Consider the following 17,548-nt stretch of genomic DNA (forward strand, 5'->3'; position numbering starts at 1 on the left):
CGGCCGATCACGGCGAAGACCTACGCCGAGCCAGTATCGGCGTACGACGTCGGCGCTGCGGTGACGTCGTCGATCTTGTACTTCTCGGCAGCCTCGACGGCCTTGGACTTGTCGATCTCGCCCGATGCCGCGAGAGCGGACAGCGCGGCGACGACGATGGACTCGGCGTCGACGTTGAACACCCGTCGTGCAGCCGGGCGGGTGTCGGAGAAGCCGAAGCCGTCGGTTCCGAGGGTGACGTAATCGCCCGGAACCCACTGGCGGATCTGATCCGGCACGGCGCGCATCCAGTCGGACGACGCGATGACCGGGCCGTTGGCATCGGCCAGGGCCGAGGTGACGAACGGAACGCGCTTGTCGGCACCCGGGTTGCGCAGCGACTCCTTCTCGGCTTCGACGCCGTCGCGGCGCAGTTCGCCCCACGAGGTGACGGACCAGACGGCCGAACGCACGCCCCACTCCTCGAACAGCAATTCACGTGCCTTACGGGCCGAGACAATGCCGACGCCGGACGCGAGCAGCTGTGCCTCGGGTCCGTCACCCTCCTGCGGTTCTGCGAACCGGTAGATGCCCTTGAGCAGCCCCTCGACGTCGAGGTTCTCGGGCTCGGCCGGCTGTACGTACGGCTCGTTGTACAGGGTGATGTAGTAGAAGATGTTCTCGCCGCCGAAGCCCTCGACGCCCTCGGTGCCGCCGTACATGCGACGCAGACCGTCCTTGACGATGTGCGCGATCTCGTAGGAGAACGCCGGGTCGTAGGCCACGGCCGCCGGGTTGGTCGACGCCAGCAGCAGCGAATGACCGTCGGCGTGCTGCAGACCCTCACCGGTCAGCGTGGTGCGACCTGCCGTGGCACCGAGCACGAACCCACGGGCCATCTGGTCTGCTGCAGCCCAGAGACCGTCGCCGGTGCGCTGGAAGCCGAACATCGAGTAGAAGATGTACAGCGGGATCATGACCTCGCCGTGCGTGGCGTACGAGGTACCGACCGCGGTGAACGACGACGTGGAGCCTGCCTCGTTGATGCCCTCGTGCAGGATCTGACCGACCGAGCTCTCCTTGTAGGCGAGCATCAGTTCCGAGTCGACCGAGGTGTACAGCTGGCCGTTGCGGTTGTAGATCTTCAGCGACGGGAACCACGAGTCCATACCGAACGTGCGGGCCTCGTCGGGAATGATCGGCACGATTCGGTGGCCGATCTCCTTGTCTCGCAACAGCTCCTTCATGACGCGCACGAGTGCCATGGTGGTGGCGACTTCCTGCTTGCCCGAGCCCTTGCGGAGCGTCTTGTAGGTGTCGTCGCCGGGCTGCGGCAGTGGCTTGACGTCCACGCGGCGCTCGGGGACGAATCCGCCGAGCTTGCTGCGACGATCGAGCATGTACTGGATCTCGGGAGCGTCCGCACCGGGGTGGTAGTACGGCGGCATGTACGGATCCTTCTCGAGCTCCTCGTCCGAGATCGGGATGTGCTGGAGATCGCGGAACGTCTTGAGATCGTCGAGCGTCAGCTTCTTCATCTGGTGCGTGGCATTACGGCCCTCGAAGTGCTTGCCCAGGGTGTAGCCCTTGATGGTGTGCGCCAGGATGACCGTCGGCTGGCCCTTGTGCGACATCGCAGCCGCGTAGGCAGCGTGCACCTTGCGGTAGTCGTGGCCGCCGCGCTTGAGGTTCCAGATCTCGTCGTCCGAGAGATCCTTGACGAGCTCCTTCGTTCGCGGGTCGCGGCCGAAGAAGTGATCGCGGACGTAGCTGCCGTCGTTGGCCTTGTAGGTCTGAAAGTCGCCGTCGGGCGTGGTGTTCATGAGGTTCACCAGTGCGCCGTCGCGGTCCTTGTGCAGCAGCGAGTCCCACTCGCGGCCCCAGACGACCTTGATGACGTTCCAGCCGGCTCCTCGGAAGAACGACTCCAGCTCCTGGATGATCTTGCCGTTACCGCGTACCGGGCCGTCGAGGCGCTGCAGGTTGCAGTTGACGACGAAAGTCAGGTTGTCCAAGCCCTCCGTGGCGGCGACGTGCGCCAGCCCGCGCGACTCGGGCTCGTCCATCTCGCCGTCGCCGAGGTACGCCCAGACGTGCTGATCGGAGGTGTCCTTGATGCCGCGGTCGTTCAAGTAGTGGTTGAAGCGCGCCTGGTAGATGGCGTTCATCGGGCCGAGGCCCATCGACACCGTCGGGAACTCCCAGAAGTCCTGCATCAAACGCGGGTGCGGGTAGGACGGCAGTCCGCCGCCCTCGTTCACGTGGCTCGCTTCCTGACGGAAGCCGTCCATCCGCTCGGCCGGGATGCGGCCTTCGAGGAAGGCGCGGGCGTAGATGCCGGGGGAGGCGTGACCCTGGATGAAGATGTGGTCGCCGCCGCCCGGGTGATCCTTACCGCGGAAGAAGTGGTTGAAGCCGACCTCGTACAGCGCAGCCGACGACGCGTAGGTCGAGATGTGGCCACCGACGCCGACGCCCGGACGCTGTGCGCGGTGCACCATGATCGCGGCGTTCCAGCGGATCCAGGCGCGGTAGCGGCGTTCCATCGACTCGTCGCCGGGGAACCACGGCTCGTTCTCGGTGGGAATCGTATTGACGTAGTCCGTCGATGTCAGCGACGGGAGCGCGACGCGGCGCTCACCGGCGCGCTCGAGCAACCTGAGCATCAGGTAGCGAGCGCGGTTGGGTCCGGACCTCTCCAGCAAGCCGTCGAACGATTCGATCCATTCGTTGGTCTCGTCGTTGTCGATATCGGGCAGGTACGACGCGACACCCTCACGGATGACGCGGACCCGGCCGTCCGAGCCCTTCTTGCCTGCAGACGATGTGTTCTGCCGTTCGCCGCTGTTCACTTCGGACAACGTGTGCACTCCTCAATGTGGCGGACGCTCGGTGTGGCGCCCGGTCCGGTAGCTCGCCCCTGTGACGGCGATCTACATTCCTCGTTCTCGTGATTCCTCCCCAATCCTGCCGCATCTCGTCCGTTCTGGTAGTACAGAGGTCCGATACCCACCAGTAGAAATTTATGTACGCAATTTCGGCGCGGTCAGCTTGCGCGAACGGCTTCGACCCTGTTCGCTTTGTCTACTGCACCCACAATTCAAGGAGGTCACCACCGTGGTCGCCGCGGCGGACGCTCAGAACTACGCTCAGAAACTTGGCATCACTCGCGACATGGTCGTTCAAGAGCTGGGCTGGGACGAGGACACCGACGATGATCTGCGCGCCGACGTAGAAGATGCGATCGGTGGCGAGACCCTCGACGAGGATTCCGACGAGGTGATCGATGTCGTACTGCTGTGGTGGCGCGACGGAGACGGTGACCTGGTCGATGCACTCATGGATGCCATCGGACCACTCTCGGACGATGGAATCGTGTGGGTCCTCAGCCCCAAGACCGGCATGTCCGGTCATGTGGAGCCCAGCGAGATTGCCGAGTCCGCTCCGACAGCCGGATTGACGCAGACCTCTGCGGCCAATCTCGGTGACTGGATCGGAAGTCGATTGGTTCAGCCCAAGACCCCTACCACCAAGCGGTAGGCCCATGCTCGACACAGGAAGACGGTTCTAGATGCCGATCGAGGTTGGCGCTGTTGCGCCCGACTTCACCCTCAAAGACCAGAACAACCAATTGGTCACGTTGTCGTCGTACCGGGACGTGAAGAACGTTCTGCTCGTGTTCTATCCACTGGCCTTCACCGGCACGTGTCAGGGCGAGCTGTGCCGAGTACGCGACGAACTACCGACATTCGAGAACGACGACACCGCGATCCTGGCAATCTCGGTGGGTCCACCTCCGACCCACAAGATCTGGGCCGCAGAACAGGGCTACACGTTTCCGCTGTTGTCCGACTTCTGGCCGCACGGCGAGGTTGCTCAGGCGTACGGCGTGTTCAACGAGAGCGCCGGCTTCGCCAACCGCGGAACCTTCGTGGTCGACAAATCCGGAATCATCAGGTTCGCCGAAATGAACGGACCCGGTGAGGCCAGAGACAGTTCTTCGTGGGCCGAGGCACTCGCACAGGTGAGTTGACCTGCTGAATTGTAGTTAGACAGCAGACACGATAAATTTCTCCAAGCGTTCCGGTGGCCCGGGTGATCCCAGGCCACCGGCACTCGGGCGTATAGCTCAGCGGTAGAGCTCTGGTTTTACACACCAGCGGTCGGGGGTTCGAACCCCTCTGCGCCCACCATCACGGAAGATTCTCGGCTTGACCGAACCTCTCGCACGATCTGCTGCGCCCGGTGTTCCCCGGGCAGTCGGTCGCCCTTGCCGAAGAGCTTGTGGCGCAAAGTGCCCGGCGTGTACTCGGTGCGATAGACACCGCGGCGCTGTAGTTCGGGTACGACGTATTGCACGACATCCTCGAACGTTCCCGGGGTGATGGCGTACGCAAGGTTGAATCCGTCGACGTCGGTCTTGTCCACCCACTCCTGCAATTGGTCTGCGACTTCGCCGGGGGACCCGACGATGCGCGGACCGGCACCGCCGATTCCGCCCCACTCGGCGATATCGCGCACCGTCCACTCTTTTCCGTCGGCTCCGATGGACTGGAACGACGCAACGAACGACTGAATCGCGTTGCTCTCGACATTGCCGAGCGGCTCGTCGAGCGCATACCGCGACAGGTCGACGCCCATCCAGCCCGACATGAACACCAACGCACCCTCGGCACTGGCATACGACCGATACTCGTCGTGCTTGGCGTGGGCGAGTTCCGATGTCTCATCGGTGACGATGGTGAGTAGCTGATAGATCCGGGCCGAGTGCGGATCGCGGCCGGCATCTTGCAGTGCTCGACGGATGTTCGAAACCGTCTGCGCCAGAATCTCCTTGGTGGGTGCGCCGACGAAGATCGCTTCCGCGTTCTGCGCCGCGAACCGCACCCCTCGCGGTGACGCGCCGGCCTGAAAGATCACCGGCGTCCGCTGCGGTGACGGCTCGGCCAGATGAATGCCCGGCACCGTGAAGTGCTTGCCGCGGTGGCCGATTCGATGCACCTTGGTGGGGTCGGTGAACACGCCGGTTTCGCGATCACGGACCATTGCGTCGTCGTCCCACGAGGCCTCCCACAATTTGTACAGCACCTCGAGGTACTCGTCGGCGTGGTCGTACCGATCGTCGTGCTGCAATTGGTCGTCGTGGCCCATATTCTGCGCCGCCGACGGCAGATACCCGGTGACGACGTTCCACCCGATGCGGCCGTTCGTCAGATGGTCGAGCGTGGAGAGCCGTCGCGCGAACGGATACGGATGCTCGAAACCGGTACCTGCAGTGATGCCGAACCCGAGATGCTCGGTAACCGCGGCCTGCGCGCTGACGAGCAGGAGTGGATCGGACACCGGTATCTGCGCTCCGTGCCGGATGGCTGCGTCGTGATTACCGCCGTACACGTCGTAGGTGCCGAGGACGTCGGCGACGAACAGGCCATCGAACAGCCCGCGCTCCAACAGCTTCGCAAGATCGGTCCAGTAGCCCAGTTCCTTGTACCGCCACGACTGGTCGAGCGGATGACGCCACAAACCGGGGGACTGATGCGCAACGCAATTCATGTCGAAGGCATTGAAACGGATCTCGCGTGGCACCGTGGCACTAGGAAACTCCTTCGGCAGGGCAGTCTTGACGAACATGCAGCGGTGCGACGCTACCGACGACCCGGGCCGGTGGGAACAGTTCGGATCGTGATGAGTCGATAGCTGGTCGGCAGCGCTCCGATACCTCAGTGTTGCGCCGTCACATCACTGAAAAGAGCGTCGGAGCATGATCGAAATAGCGCAATTGACCAAGACGTACGGGACGGGGGACAGTCGAACCGTCGTTCTCGACCGGCTGGATTTCACGGTGCAGTCCGGCGAAATTCTGGCCGTCGTCGGCCCGAGTGGTGCCGGCAAAAGCACGCTGGCCCAATGCATCAACCTGCTGACCCGTCCCACCTCTGGCTCGGTGATCGTCAACGGAGACGACCTGGCGCAGTTGAACGCCAAGCAGCTTCGGGTCGCGCGGCGCCGCATCGGCACGGTATTTCAGTCGTCGAGCCTGCTCTCGCGTAGAACGGTGTTGGAGAACGTCGCCCTGCCGCTGGAGTTCCTCGGGGCCACGAAGGCAGAGACGGCCAGGCGTGTGGGGGAGCTTCTCGACCGAGTAGATCTGTCCGACAAAGCAGGTCGGTATCCGTTTCAGCTCTCGGGCGGACAGCGTCAACGAGTGGGAATTGCGCGAGCGTTGGCCCTGCGGCCGTCGGTGCTGCTCTCCGACGAGGCCACCTCCGGCCTGGATCCACAGACGACCGAATCGGTGGTCGAGTTGCTGCGCGAACTTCGCCGCGACCTCGACCTCGCCATCGTGTTCATCACGCACGAGATGGATACCGTTCTACGAGCTGCTGATTCGGTGGCGAGACTCGATCACGGACGCATCGTCGAATCGGGTCGGCTGGTCGACCTACTGACCGACCGCACGTCGGCGCTCGGCAACGAGCTGCGCCCCAGGCGTGACGACGCACAGGCTGCAGCCGGAGACGTGCACTGGCACGTCACCTACGACTCGCCCGACGTTCCGCAGGACTGGATCACGCGGCTGGGCCAGGACCTGGGCGCACCGGTCGCGCTGCTCGGAGCATCGGTTCAGGTTGTCTCTGGAGTGACGGTCGGCAGCGCTTCGCTCGGGATCGGCGCACACCTGAGCGGACGCGTCCCCGGTGCACTGAAAGCTCTGGGGTTGTCCGGTTCTGCACAGACAGCGCAGCCGATTTTCGAGGCTGCGTCGTGATCGCAATTCTGGCCGCTGGCAACAAAGTTCCCGTCGACGAACTGCCTGCGCTCCTCCTGCCCGCACTCGGCGACACACTGACCATGGTCGGCATCGTGATGTTCATCGTGGTGACCGTCGGTGTTCCCCTCGGTGCAGTCTTGTTCAACCTGGGCCCCGGCGGACTGTTCGAGAACCCGGTGCTGCATGCACCGATCAGCTGGATTGTCAGTATCGGACGGTCGTTGCCGTTTCTGATCTTGATGGCTGCGTTGGTTCCGGTCACTCGTTGGATCACCGGAACCAACATCGGTATCGCCGCCGCGGTGGTGCCGATGTCGTTGGCGGGCATTGCATTCTTCACCCGCATCGTCGAGAACTCTCTGCGCTCGGTCCCGACGTCGGTGGTCGACGTTGCCCGGGCATCGGGCGGATCCACGTTGCAGGTGACCACTACACAGTTGTCCGAGGCTGTGCCGTCGATCATCGGAGGCCTGACCATCAACGTCATTGCCATGATCGAGTACTCGGCTATTGCCGGAACCATCGGTGCAGGCGGAATCGGTTATGTTGCAGTCACATACGGCTATCAACGATTCGATCACACCGTCATGATCGCGACGATCGTCATCTTGATTCTCACTGTCGCCGTCGTACAGCTCGTCGGCGATGCGCTCGTTCGCTTCACCACACCTCATCAGCGCGCCTTGCGCGCCGCCTGAACCACATTCGAAAGGTTTCATCCATCATGACAACGTCCACCGAAGCGCACGGCTTCGAGCTGAAGAACCGTCGAAAAGCACCCTGGATCATCGGGGCCGTGGTGCTGCTGATCGCACTCGCCGTAATCGTTCGGATCGCGTTCTTCGGCGACACCGCGTCGGCCAACGAGACCGAGGGTGCAACCCTCGTTGTGGCCACTGCCGAAGGCAATGCATCCGAGCAAGCCTTGGTCGAATTCGTTGCCGATCAGGTTGCGCCGAAGTACGGTATCTCGGTCGCATTCCGGGGACTCTCGGACAGCAACACGATCAACCGAGCGGTGAGTGAGGGAGAGGTGGCTGCCACCGTCTATCAGCACAAGCTCTGGCTCGGCCAGGTACTCGAATCCAACCCCGACTTCCAGGAAGAAGCCGCAACCCCGGTGTTCCGGTGGGGCTTCGGATTGTGGTCCGACAAGTACTCCGACCCAGCTCAACTGCCGGACGGCGCAACGGTCTCGCTCTACTCCGATCCGGCCAACGAAGCGCAGGGTCTGTGGGTACTCGAACGGGCCGGTCTGATCACCCTCGACCCGGCGGTCGACAAGTCGACGGCCACGCAGAAGGACATCGTCGGAAACCCGAAGAACCTGAAGTTCACGCTGCTGGACTTCGCTGCGCAGTCACGGGCATTGCCGGATCTCGATGCAGCAGTGGGTTATACGGAGTACTACCTCGCGGCCGGCATCCCCGTCGAGAAGCAGATCTTCGCACCACCGGCACCGGACGAGTTCGCCGGCCAACTCACGATCGGTAGCCGTTGGGCGGACAGCGACAACATCAAGAACCTCGTCGCCGCATTCAAGGACCCTGCGGTCCAGGAATTCCTCGCCACCGACCCGCGGGTGAAGGACATCCTGCTGCCGCTTCAGTAGCGGAATCTCGCGTTCGACGGTCCGGCAGCGGACCGTCGAACGCGGCCCTGGTGCTACGTTCGATCCGCACCCGACAGCACAGACACGAGGCGGACGACGTGACCAGGTACGAAGCACTGACCGAACTCCTCGACGAGCGGTACTCATGCCGGCAATTCCTGCCGAAGCAGGTCTCCCGCGACGTGCTCGAGCAACTGCTGACCGCTGCCCAGCGCACCCCCTCCTGGTCCAACACCCAGTCGTGGCAGATCATTGTGACCGAAGGTGATGCCACCCGGAAGTTCTCCGAGGCATTGGTAGAACATGTGGCATCCGGTGTGCCGCAACCGGACTTTCCGTTTCCGGCCAATTACAACGCCCTGCACCGCGCTCGGCGACGCGAATGCGGTGGAGCACTGTACGAGAGCATCGGTGTGGTCAAGTCCGACACCGCGGCGACGACGCGTCAGTTCATTCGCAATTACGAATTGTTCGACGCCCCGCACGCGGCGATCATCACTACCGATGCCGATCTCGGTGTGTACGGCGCCGTCGATTGCGGGTTGTATCTGCAGACGTTCCTGCTCGCCGCCCAGAGTCTCGGTCTCGGAGCCATTGCGCAGGCAGCATTGGCCGCCTACTCACCGTTTCTGCACGAGTGGTTCGACATCCCGGACACCAGGCGAGTGGTGGCCGGCATTTCCTTCGGCTACCCGGACGAGACCCACTCGATCAACGGATTTCGTACCAGCCGTGCACCGTTGAGCGAGACGGTGACCTTTTTCAGTTGAGGTGTAACGGCGTCAGCTCTCGAGCCTACGAACCAGTTCCATGCCCAGATCCGTGCCCGAGCGCCACGCGCTCTCCACTCTCGGCACGCCCGACTCGCACCACTGATCGCCTGTGAATCCGACGAACCGTCCACTGCGGTTCTCGAGAGCGAAAGTCGAATCATGTTGTGCCGCCGGCTTTGCGAACGTCCATCGATGGGCGTGAGTCCACGCCGGTTGCGACGCAATGACCGACAATTCGCGAAGTGCATCGAGTACGGGCGCGACAGCGAGGTCCGGATCGTCCAAATGGCGTTGCGCTCGTTCCGACGTGGTGTGCGCAACCAGGACGGGCGCATCGTCACCCCGCCGGGCACCGTCGTCGACGACGAAATCGACGTCCGGGTGGTCGTTGACGAAAGCTGCGTCTCGGAAAGGAAGGTCGAGTCGGTCGACGCCTACAGCCACTGCGATGACGGGTACGTACTCGACCACGTCGGGAACTGTCGTGATGCGCGCGGCTTGCGGATCGGGCATCGCCAGCACGACGTCCCCGTCGGGCAGATCGGTCAATTCGGTGCTGCCTTCGATATCGACGCCGTCCAACATGTCCCGGACCAATGATCGGAGACCGTGTGGTGTCGCCCATCGGACCGGCCCGGTGGTGGTGCACGGCTCGGTGTCGGGTTTGAGGATGCCGAAGGTGTTGGCCCACTGACGTGCAAGACCCCTCGACTCCCAGTCCGCCACGACGGTCGCGAAATCCTGATCGCGGACGGTGAAGTAGCCGGCACCCAGATCGACGCGACGCCCGTGCAGCTCGGGGGAGGACATCCGTCCGCCCGGTGCACGTCCACGATCGACGATGCGGAACGGAACGCTCGCCGCGGCTAGTACTCGGGCACAGGCGGCACCGGCGATGCCCGCGCCGACGATCGTGATCGAGTCCGTGGTGTGGCCAGCATCGACAGTCATGCCGTCAGTATGCCCGGCGGAGGCCGTGCGTAAGCCCGCCATATGTACCACTGATTGTCTGGACAATTCGGTCACCCGCTGCGGTGGGCCCGACCTTGTGTTGAACTGTTGAAATGGCAATTACGGATAAGCCAGATACCGGAGAGCACGGACTGGGAACCAGTCTCAAACCGCGGCACGTGACGATGATCTCGATAGCCGGAGTAATCGGTGCCGGACTGTTCGTCGGCTCCGCCAACGCTATCGCCACCGCAGGACCTGCAGTGCTGTTGGCCTATTTCTTCGCCGGACTCCTCGTCATCCTGGTGATGCGCATGCTCGGAGAAATGGCCACCGCCAACCCCGACACCGGTTCGTTCTCGACGTATGCGACCCGGGCACTGGGACACTGGGCCGGCTTCTCCGTCGGCTGGCTGTACTGGTGGTTCTGGGTATTGGTGATCCCCGTCGAGGCCACCGCCGCTGCCGCCATCCTCACCAACTGGCTGGGCGGTGCCCAATGGATGTGGGCCCTGATCATCGTCGTCGCGCTCACCGCCACCAACCTGATCAGCGTCGGCAACTACGGCGAGTTCGAGTTCTGGTTCGCGCTGGTGAAGGTCGTGGCCATCATCGCCTTCATCGGCCTCGGCATCGCCGCCATCCTGGGATGGCTACCCAACTCCGAAGTCAGTGGCGTCGACCAACTCTGGGCCTCGGGCGGCTTCATGCCACTCGGCTTCGGCGCGGTGATCGCTGCCATGCTGACGACGATGTTCTCCTTCATGGGATCCGAGATCGTCACCATCGCCGCAGCCGAATCGAAGGACCCCGCGAAGGGGATCACCCGCGCCACCAATTCGGTGATCTGGCGTATCTCGATCTTCTACTTCGGGTCTATCTTCATCATCGTCGCGCTCGTGCCCTGGAACGAATTGGACCCGGCAACCGGCTCGTACCAATATGTGCTGTCCAAGATGGGGATTCCCCATGCGGAGACCATCATGGACATCGTCATCCTGACCGCCGTCGCGTCGTGCCTCAATTCGGCGCTCTATACCGCGTCACGCATGCTCTACTCGCTCGGTGATCGCGGCGATGCGCCGCGCGCAGTCAAGAAGATCACCGCCAACGGAGTGCCCTGGGTTGCCGTCATCGCCTCGATGGTTCTCGGCTTCCTTGCCGTCGTCGGAAACTACATTCTTCCCGAGAAGCTCTTCACCTACCTGCTCGCGACCACCGGTGCCGTAGCTCTGTTCGTCTACCTGGCCATCGCCAGCAGTCAACTCGTGCTGCGTCGCCAACTCGATCGCGACGGCGAACGCCCGGCCGTACTGATGTGGCTCTACCCGTGGCTGACCTACCTGGCCATCGGGTTCATCGTGTTCGTCCTCGTCATGATGGTCGTGCGGCCCGAGCAACGATCGTCCATTCTGCTCTCGGCCGTGCTGGCAGCAGTGACGGTGATCGGCGGAATCATCGTTCAACGCCGAAACACGCGGCGCGACAAGGTTGCCGCCCGCGTGTCCGGTGATTCGACCTAGATCCCGGCGTAAACCTGGCGGTACAGATCGACGATCTGTTCCGCCGTGGGTACGACCGGGTTGTTGCCCGGGCTGCCCGACGCGAGAGCCTGCTCGGCCATCAGCGGCAACAGATCGTCCCACGTCGACTTGTCGATGCCGAACGTCTCCGGGGTGGGAACTTCGACCTCACGGCACAGCGTGACGATGGCCTCCTGCAACTTGCCACCGGCAACGGCGTCCGAATCGGCTTCCGATGCCGCACCGAGGGCGCGGGCGCAGTCGGCATAGCGGGCCTGGGCTCCGTCGATGGAGAAGGCGGTGACAGCGGGCAACAGCATCGCGTTGGACAGTCCGTGTGCGACATGGAAATGCGCGCCGATCGGCCGACTCATCCCGTGGACCAGGCAGACACTGGCGTTGGAGAACGCCATCCCGGCCTGAGTGGACGCATGCATCATGGCCTCGCGTGCTGCCCGGTCGTCTCCGTCTCGATACGCCCGCAGCAGCGACGTTCCGATGGTTCGAATCGCGCTCAGCGCCAAACCGTCGGAGATGGGGTTGGCCTTCTTGCTGACGTATGCCTCGATGGCATGTGTCAGAGCGTCGACGCCGGTATCGGCGGTCAGACGTGCCGGCATCGACATCGTCAGCTCGAAGTCGATGATCGATGCGATCGGCAGAAAGGACAGGCCGGGGCACAGCATCTTCTCGTCCGAGGCCACGTCGGTGATGATGGTGAACTGCGTTGCCTCCGAACCACTTCCCGCGGTCGTGGGAATCGCAATGATCGGTAGCGCCGGACCGGTGGAGAGCACCGGAGCCTTGAAGTCCCGCATCGTCCCACCCTGTACAGCGAGGATGGCCAGAGCTTTGGCCGTGTCCATCGGACTGCCGCCGCCGAACCCGATGATGGAATCGGCCGAATGCTGCTGCACCGCTTCGAGACCGGCGACCAGAGAATCCGTCGTCGGATCGGGCACGGTGCCCGAGAACAGAGCAGGCGACTTACCGGCCTCGGTCATGATCGTCATTAGTCGATCGGCCGAACCGTTACCCGCCATGAACGCATCGGTGACGAGTAGGGGACGAGATACGGCCAGGTCGGTCAGTACCGTACCGAGCTCCTCGACGGCACCGCCGCCGAGTTTGAGGAAGCGTGGAAAAGAGATATTGGCAACCATGGAGTGATCCTTCGCGGTCGGGGTCTTTCGGGTCAGCTGTTTCTCGGGGCTCAGTCGTTTTCAGGAAAGCCGAGATCGATACCGCCGTGGCTGGGATCGAGCCAGCGGCTGGTGACAGCTTTACCCCGCGTGAAGAAGTGCACTCCTTCGGTTCCATGAGCATGGCTGTCGCCGAACAGACTGCTCTTCCAGCCGCCGAAACTGTAGTACGCCATGGGAACGGGGATCGGCACATTGACACCGACCATGCCGACTTCGACCTCGTTCTGGAACCGCCGCGCCGCCCCGCCGTCATTGGTGAAGATCGCCGTGCCGTTGCCGTACGGATTGTCGTTGATCAGTGTCAGTGCTTCGTCGTAGGTCTCGACACGGACGACCGAGAGCACAGGGCCGAAGATTTCGTCGGTGTAGATGCTCATGTCCGGTGTCACATGGTCGATGAGCGTGGGGCCGAGCCAGAATCCGTCCGCAGCCCCGTCGGGTTGGACGGTGCGGCCGTCGACGACGATCGTGGCACCGGACGCCTCGCCTGCGTCGACGTAGGACGCAACCTTGTCGCGGTGTACCCGGGTGACGAGAGGGCCCATGTCGGCGCCGCGGGTGCCGTCGCCGGTGACCAGTGGCGTGGTGCGTTCGGCGATCTTGGCGACGAGCTCGTCGGCGATCTTTCCGACGGCCACGAGCGCGGAGATGGCCATGCATCGCTCACCCGCCGAGCCGAAGCCGGCGTTGACCATGGCGTCCGCGGCCAGGTCGAGATCTGCATCGGGGAGGACGACGGCATGGTTCTTGGCACCGCCGAGGGCCTGGACGCGCTTGCCGTTGGCGGTACCGGTGGAGTAGACGTACTGGGCGATCGGCGTCGATCCGACGAAGGAGACCGACTTGATCTTCTTGTTCTCGAGCAGTTCGTCGACGGCTTCCTTGTCTCCCTGCAGCACGTTGAACACGCCGTCGGGCAGGCCTGCCTCGGCCCAGAGCCGCGCGAGCCAGATGCTGGCACTCGGGTCCTTCTCCGACGGCTTGAGCACGACGGTGTTACCGGCGGCGATCGCGATGGGGAAGAACCACATCGGCACCATGGCAGGGAAGTTGAAGGGGGAGATGATGGCGACGGGTCCGAGCGGCTGACGAATCGAGTAGACGTCCACCCCGGTGGATGCATTCTCGGTGTAGCTGCCCTTCAGTAGATGGGCTATGCCACAGGCGAATTCGACTACTTCCTGACCGCGGGAAATCTCGCCGAGCGCATCGGAGAGCACCTTGCCGTGCTCGGCCGTGATGATCTCGGCCAGCTCGCTCTTCTTGGCGTTGAGCAGTTCTCGAAAGGAGAAGAGGATCGAGGTGCGCTTGGCCAGGGAGGTGTCGCGCCACGCGGGAAAGGCAGCTGCGGCGGCATCGACGACGGCGCGGGCGTCGCTCCGATCGGCGAGCGTGAGCGTGCCGGTGACCTCCCCGGTGGCGGGGTTGGTGACCGGTGACGTCCGATCGGAGGATCCGGAAAAAGTCTTACCATCGAGCCAGTGTGAGATGACGTCGGTCAACGTTCGTTCCTTCCATCGGTGTGTCTCGAGTCTCATTCGAATCGATGCACATGTCAAAGGCCAAAACCGCAGATTGCCGTGCACAAATGCACAGGGGGATAGGCTGGGCGAGTGTTCAACCCAGACCACCTTCGCTATTTCCTCGAAGTGTCGAGAACGGGACGTCTGACCGATGCGTCGCGAACGCTCGGCGTGGACCACACCACGGTCGGTCGGCGTATCACGGCACTCGAAAAGTCCGCAGGGCAGCGACTTTTCGACCGAACCCCGACGGGATGGCGATTGACCGAGGCGGGGCGAAGGCTGGTCGGGTACGCCGAAACCGTCGAGTCCACGCTGATCGCCGCCTTCGAGGATCAGACATCCGACACCGGATCGCTGCGGGGGACGGTACGTATCGCTGCCCCGGACGGATTCGGTGCTTTCGTTCTCACGCCGAAGTTGGGTGCGCTTCGCGACAAGCATCCCGATCTGGATATCGAACTCGTCACCGCCACCGAGCACAACTCGTTGGCCACCAGGGAATTCGACATCGCCATCACGCTCGAACGGCCGTCGCCCAGGTTCGTGGTGGCCCGGCAACTGGCGACCTACACCCTGGCGCTCTATGCCGCCGAGCAATACCTGGCTGCGCAGCCGGCGATCGACTCGGTCGACGGTTTGCGTGGGCACACCCTGATCTCCTACGTGGATGCGCTGCTCGACGTTGCGCCGCTGCGCATCCTGGATTCGATTCTGCCCGACGGTCGGGCGCAGATTCAGACCAACAACATCACCGGCCAGTGGATCGCGGCGCGTTCCGGGGTGGGAATTGCGCCGTTGCCCAGCTACATCGGCGAACCGGACGACACGTTGATTCCGGTGTTGCCGGGCCTGGTCTCGGTCGAACGCACCTATTGGACGGTGATTCCGCGGGAGCTGACGGGGTTGGCGCGGGTGAAGGTGGTGGACGAGTTCATCGGATCGGTCGTGGCCGAGGAGCCACATATGCGTGCGGTGCCCGTCGGTCGATAGGCGAGGTCACGAAAAGCGCGAGATCGTCGGTGGCCGTTGAATTTTGGACGTTCGGTGTGTCCGGCGTCTCGTGACGACAGACACACGTGACGCCGACCTCAAAGCAGTGGGAATCGACCTACCGGCGGGTAACAATCTGTTACGGAAGACGTCGGCCACGGCACCGCCGCGGCAGGCCCACAACGATTCTTGGGGGAATCATGACCATGTTCGTAGTAGCAGCAATAGGTTTCGTCGGTATGGCCATCGCCTTGCTCAACGACGGAAGCGACATCGACTTCAGGAGCCGTCAGCTGTCCGGCGCGTACAACCGGCGCTGGGCCTGACCCGTACCGATGCCGCACACCGGATGGCCGGTGGATAGATTCGTGCGATGTGGACACACCCCCGAGCGATCGGATTGCTGGTCGGTTACGGCCTGGATCGAGTGTTCACAGACCCACAGCGCTGGCATCCGGTAGCAGGATTCGGAACGGCTGCCCTTCGCTTCGAAGCTCGGCTCTACCGCGACAACAGGATTGCGGGTGTCATCCATACCGCCGTACTGGTCGGAGGGGTCACCGCACTCGGGATCGCGTCCACGCGAGCAGTGTCGCGTCTCGGCCCACCGGCCGAGGCCGCTCTGGTGGCTACCGCGACCTGGGCCGCGCTGGGTGGAACATCGCTGTCGGTAGTAGGTCGCTCGATGGCCGATCACCTCGACCGAGACGACCTGACCGGCGCGCGCGCATTGCTCCCGTCACTGTGCGGACGTGACCCGGCATTCCTCGACTCCGACGGGCTAGCACGGGCGGCACTCGAATCCATTGCCGAGAACACATCCGACGCGACAGTCGGTGTCGTGGTGTGGGGAGCCCTTGCCGGCGTACCGGGAATCCTGGCGTACCGAGCCAGCAACACACTCGATGCAATGGTGGGATACCGGTCTCCGAAATACCTACGTTTCGGATGGGCCGCCGCACGCCTCGACGACGCGCTGAACCTGTTGCCGGCACGCGTCACGGGTGCGGCGACCGTTCTCGCGGCACCGCTGGTGCAGGGTTCTGCGGCACACGCGCTACGGGTGTGGCGACGCGACGCGTCCCGTCATCCCAGCCCCAATGCCGGGGTGCCGGAAGCCGCGTCGGCGGGTGCGCTCGGACTACAGCTCGGTGGGCGCACCCAATACCGGCACGGCGTGGAGATCAGGCCGACACTCGGCGACGGGCGAGCGCCCACGGCACGGGACCTTCGGCGAGCAGTCGCTCTGTCGACGCGGGTGCAAGAACTCGCGACGGTCGCGTCAGCGGTTCTTGCCGTATCGATCCGCCAGGCGAGGATCCGTCGGCGTTCTCGCCTGTGATGCCGCGCGGGCCCTGGCCCGCTTCTCGCGTCGGGTCGGAAGAGTGAATTCTTCTTCGTCGTCCGGCGCGGAATTGTCGTCGGACTTGGGGTCGGGCTCATCGGACATGGCGTCGGCCATCTCGGTTCGAGACATGCGTCGCTCCCGCAGCTCGGCGCGGACGAAATAGGCAAGACCCAACGGTGCCATGATGCCGAACGCCAACCACTGCAGTCCGTAGGACAGATAGGGGCCCGCATCGGTCTGCGGTAGTTCGATGAGGCCGAGGCCACCGGGCTGGCCGTCGTCGAGCTGCAGGTACCCGTCGATCGCGTCGACGCCGACCGCTGCTCCGATCTGCTCCGGGTTGATGTTGTACACCTGCAGGTGGCCGTCCTCCTGGATCGGCTCACGTGATGTTCCTTCGGCCTGACGAACGCGGGCATCGAGAGTGACCGGGCCGGTCGGAGCTGCCGCGAACTCGGGCGGTCGCGTTCCCTCCACCGGGAGCACGTATCCGCGGTTGACGAGAACAGTCGGACCGTCGTCGATGACGAACGGAGTGATGACCTCGTACGCGGGCTGCTCACGAATACTGCGCAGTCGCACCAGGGCGTCGGAATTCTCCACGTAACTGCCCTGCGCGATCACCCGCCGCCATTCGTCGTCGGCCGCAAAACCGTTCGCGGTGAGGACGTCGGTGATCGGCACCGGCTCGGCCCCGACCGATCGGGTGATCAAGTCGTTGCGCGCAGAAGTCGAGGTGTTCTTGCCCAGCTGCCACGGAGCGAGCACGCTGAAGCACAAGAATGCGAATGCCAGCGCGACGGCGGCCAGCACCAACCACTTCGGACGCAGCAAGAACCGTAACTTCTCCACCCCACCACGGTAGCCGG

15 protein-coding genes, 1 tRNA gene and 1 pseudogene are annotated in these 17,548 nt (G+C 63.6%); 11 read left to right on the plus strand and 6 right to left on the minus strand.

Going from position 1 to position 17,548, the window contains the following annotated elements:
- Positions 1-20: 20 nt before the first annotated feature.
- Positions 21-2,840 carry a pyruvate dehydrogenase (acetyl-transferring), homodimeric type gene (gene aceE / locus E4P29_RS04670; protein ID WP_135042323.1) on the minus strand — a complete coding sequence of 940 codons (2,820 nt, stop codon included), beginning with the start codon at positions 2,838-2,840 and terminating at the stop codon, positions 21-23.
- Between the two features lie 256 nt (positions 2,841-3,096).
- Between aceE and E4P29_RS04675 the strand changes: the two genes are divergently transcribed.
- The 3 genes from E4P29_RS04675 (at position 3,097) to E4P29_RS04685 (ending at position 4,172) form a co-directional block, all read left to right on the plus strand.
- Positions 3,097-3,519 carry a DUF3052 domain-containing protein gene (locus tag E4P29_RS04675; protein ID WP_032390975.1) on the plus strand — a complete coding sequence of 141 codons (423 nt, stop codon included), beginning with the start codon at positions 3,097-3,099 and terminating at the stop codon, positions 3,517-3,519.
- 31 nt (positions 3,520-3,550) lie between these two features.
- Complete coding sequence (locus E4P29_RS04680; protein WP_135042358.1) at positions 3,551-4,012, plus strand: peroxiredoxin; 462 nt, start codon at positions 3,551-3,553, stop codon at positions 4,010-4,012.
- A gap of 85 nt (positions 4,013-4,097) precedes the next feature.
- A tRNA-Val gene (locus E4P29_RS04685) sits at positions 4,098-4,172 on the plus strand.
- Between the two features lie 49 nt (positions 4,173-4,221).
- Here E4P29_RS04685 and E4P29_RS04690 read toward each other — a convergent pair.
- Positions 4,222-5,565 (minus strand): annotated as a pseudogene (locus E4P29_RS04690) (LLM class flavin-dependent oxidoreductase); the annotation flags it as partial.
- Between the two features lie 175 nt (positions 5,566-5,740).
- Between E4P29_RS04690 and E4P29_RS04695 the strand changes: the two are divergent.
- From E4P29_RS04695 to E4P29_RS04710, 4 genes are all read left to right on the plus strand, one after another.
- Positions 5,741-6,748, plus strand: a complete 1,008-nt coding sequence (locus E4P29_RS04695) for an ATP-binding cassette domain-containing protein (protein WP_135042359.1) — start codon at positions 5,741-5,743, stop codon at positions 6,746-6,748.
- Complete coding sequence (locus tag E4P29_RS04700; RefSeq protein ID WP_135042360.1) at positions 6,745-7,449, plus strand: methionine ABC transporter permease; 705 nt, start codon at positions 6,745-6,747, stop codon at positions 7,447-7,449. Before E4P29_RS04695 ends, E4P29_RS04700 begins: the two co-directional genes overlap by 4 nt.
- Positions 7,450-7,475: 26 nt before the next feature.
- Positions 7,476-8,363, plus strand: coding sequence for a MetQ/NlpA family ABC transporter substrate-binding protein (locus E4P29_RS04705; RefSeq protein WP_135042361.1), 888 nt, complete (start codon positions 7,476-7,478; stop codon positions 8,361-8,363).
- A 98-nt stretch (positions 8,364-8,461) separates the two neighbouring features.
- Complete coding sequence (locus tag E4P29_RS04710) at positions 8,462-9,133, plus strand: nitroreductase (protein ID WP_135042362.1); 672 nt, start codon at positions 8,462-8,464, stop codon at positions 9,131-9,133.
- Between the two features lie 12 nt (positions 9,134-9,145).
- Here the strand turns inward: E4P29_RS04710 and E4P29_RS04715 are convergent, their stop codons facing one another.
- On the minus strand, positions 9,146-10,087 hold the full coding sequence (locus E4P29_RS04715; protein WP_135042364.1) for an NAD(P)-binding protein: 942 nt from the start codon (positions 10,085-10,087) through the stop codon (positions 9,146-9,148).
- 113 nt (positions 10,088-10,200) lie between these two features.
- Between E4P29_RS04715 and E4P29_RS04720 the strand changes: the two genes are divergently transcribed.
- A complete protein-coding gene (locus E4P29_RS04720) occupies positions 10,201-11,610 on the plus strand; it encodes an amino acid permease (protein WP_135042366.1) in 1,410 nt (469 codons plus the stop codon).
- On the opposite strand, the gene E4P29_RS04725 is transcribed toward E4P29_RS04720, so the two are convergent.
- Entirely contained in the window at positions 11,607-12,773 is a 1,167-nt protein-coding gene (locus E4P29_RS04725; protein ID WP_135042368.1) for an iron-containing alcohol dehydrogenase, read from the minus strand. The two genes, E4P29_RS04720 and E4P29_RS04725, sit on opposite strands and share 4 nt — an antisense overlap.
- 50 nt (positions 12,774-12,823) lie before the next feature.
- A complete protein-coding gene (locus tag E4P29_RS04730; RefSeq protein ID WP_135042370.1) occupies positions 12,824-14,353 on the minus strand; it encodes a CoA-acylating methylmalonate-semialdehyde dehydrogenase in 1,530 nt (509 codons plus the stop codon).
- A 75-nt stretch (positions 14,354-14,428) separates the two neighbouring features.
- Between E4P29_RS04730 and E4P29_RS04735 the strand changes: the two genes are divergently transcribed.
- The 3 genes from E4P29_RS04735 (at position 14,429) to E4P29_RS04740 (ending at position 16,673) form a co-directional block, all read left to right on the plus strand.
- Complete coding sequence (locus E4P29_RS04735) at positions 14,429-15,331, plus strand: LysR family transcriptional regulator (RefSeq protein WP_135042372.1); 903 nt, start codon at positions 14,429-14,431, stop codon at positions 15,329-15,331.
- Between the two features lie 200 nt (positions 15,332-15,531).
- Complete coding sequence (locus E4P29_RS26505) at positions 15,532-15,657, plus strand: hypothetical protein (RefSeq protein ID WP_255032530.1); 126 nt, start codon at positions 15,532-15,534, stop codon at positions 15,655-15,657.
- Positions 15,658-15,704: 47 nt separating this feature from the next.
- On the plus strand, positions 15,705-16,673 hold the full coding sequence (locus tag E4P29_RS04740) for a cobalamin biosynthesis protein (protein ID WP_135042374.1): 969 nt from the start codon (positions 15,705-15,707) through the stop codon (positions 16,671-16,673).
- Here the strand turns inward: E4P29_RS04740 and E4P29_RS04745 are convergent.
- On the minus strand, positions 16,614-17,531 hold the full coding sequence (locus E4P29_RS04745) for an SURF1 family protein (protein ID WP_135042376.1): 918 nt from the start codon (positions 17,529-17,531) through the stop codon (positions 16,614-16,616). The two genes, E4P29_RS04740 and E4P29_RS04745, sit on opposite strands and share 60 nt — an antisense overlap.
- Positions 17,532-17,548: the final 17 nt, after the last annotated feature.

It is taken from the genome of Rhodococcus sp. 1R11, from assembly GCF_004563845.1.
Taxonomy (GTDB): Bacteria; Actinomycetota; Actinomycetes; order Mycobacteriales; family Mycobacteriaceae; genus Rhodococcoides.

Excerpts from the sequence above, each read along its gene's own strand:
- E4P29_RS04680 (WP_135042358.1), top strand. The coding sequence starts at position 3,551 with ATGCCGATCGAGGTTGGCGCTGTTGCGCCCGACTTCACCCTCAAAGAC.
- E4P29_RS04695 (WP_135042359.1), top strand. The coding sequence starts at position 5,741 with ATGATCGAAATAGCGCAATTGACCAAGACGTACGGGACGGGGGACAGT.
- E4P29_RS04705 (WP_135042361.1), top strand. The coding sequence starts at position 7,476 with ATGACAACGTCCACCGAAGCGCACGGCTTCGAGCTGAAGAACCGTCGA.
- E4P29_RS04715 (WP_135042364.1), bottom strand. The coding sequence starts at position 10,087 with ATGACTGTCGATGCTGGCCACACCACGGACTCGATCACGATCGTCGGC.
- E4P29_RS04720 (WP_135042366.1), top strand. The coding sequence starts at position 10,201 with ATGGCAATTACGGATAAGCCAGATACCGGAGAGCACGGACTGGGAACC.
- E4P29_RS04725 (WP_135042368.1), bottom strand. The coding sequence starts at position 12,773 with ATGGTTGCCAATATCTCTTTTCCACGCTTCCTCAAACTCGGCGGCGGT.
- E4P29_RS04730 (WP_135042370.1), bottom strand. The coding sequence starts at position 14,353 with ATGAGACTCGAGACACACCGATGGAAGGAACGAACGTTGACCGACGTC.
- E4P29_RS26505 (WP_255032530.1), top strand. The coding sequence starts at position 15,532 with ATGACCATGTTCGTAGTAGCAGCAATAGGTTTCGTCGGTATGGCCATC.
- E4P29_RS04740 (WP_135042374.1), top strand. The coding sequence starts at position 15,705 with ATGTGGACACACCCCCGAGCGATCGGATTGCTGGTCGGTTACGGCCTG.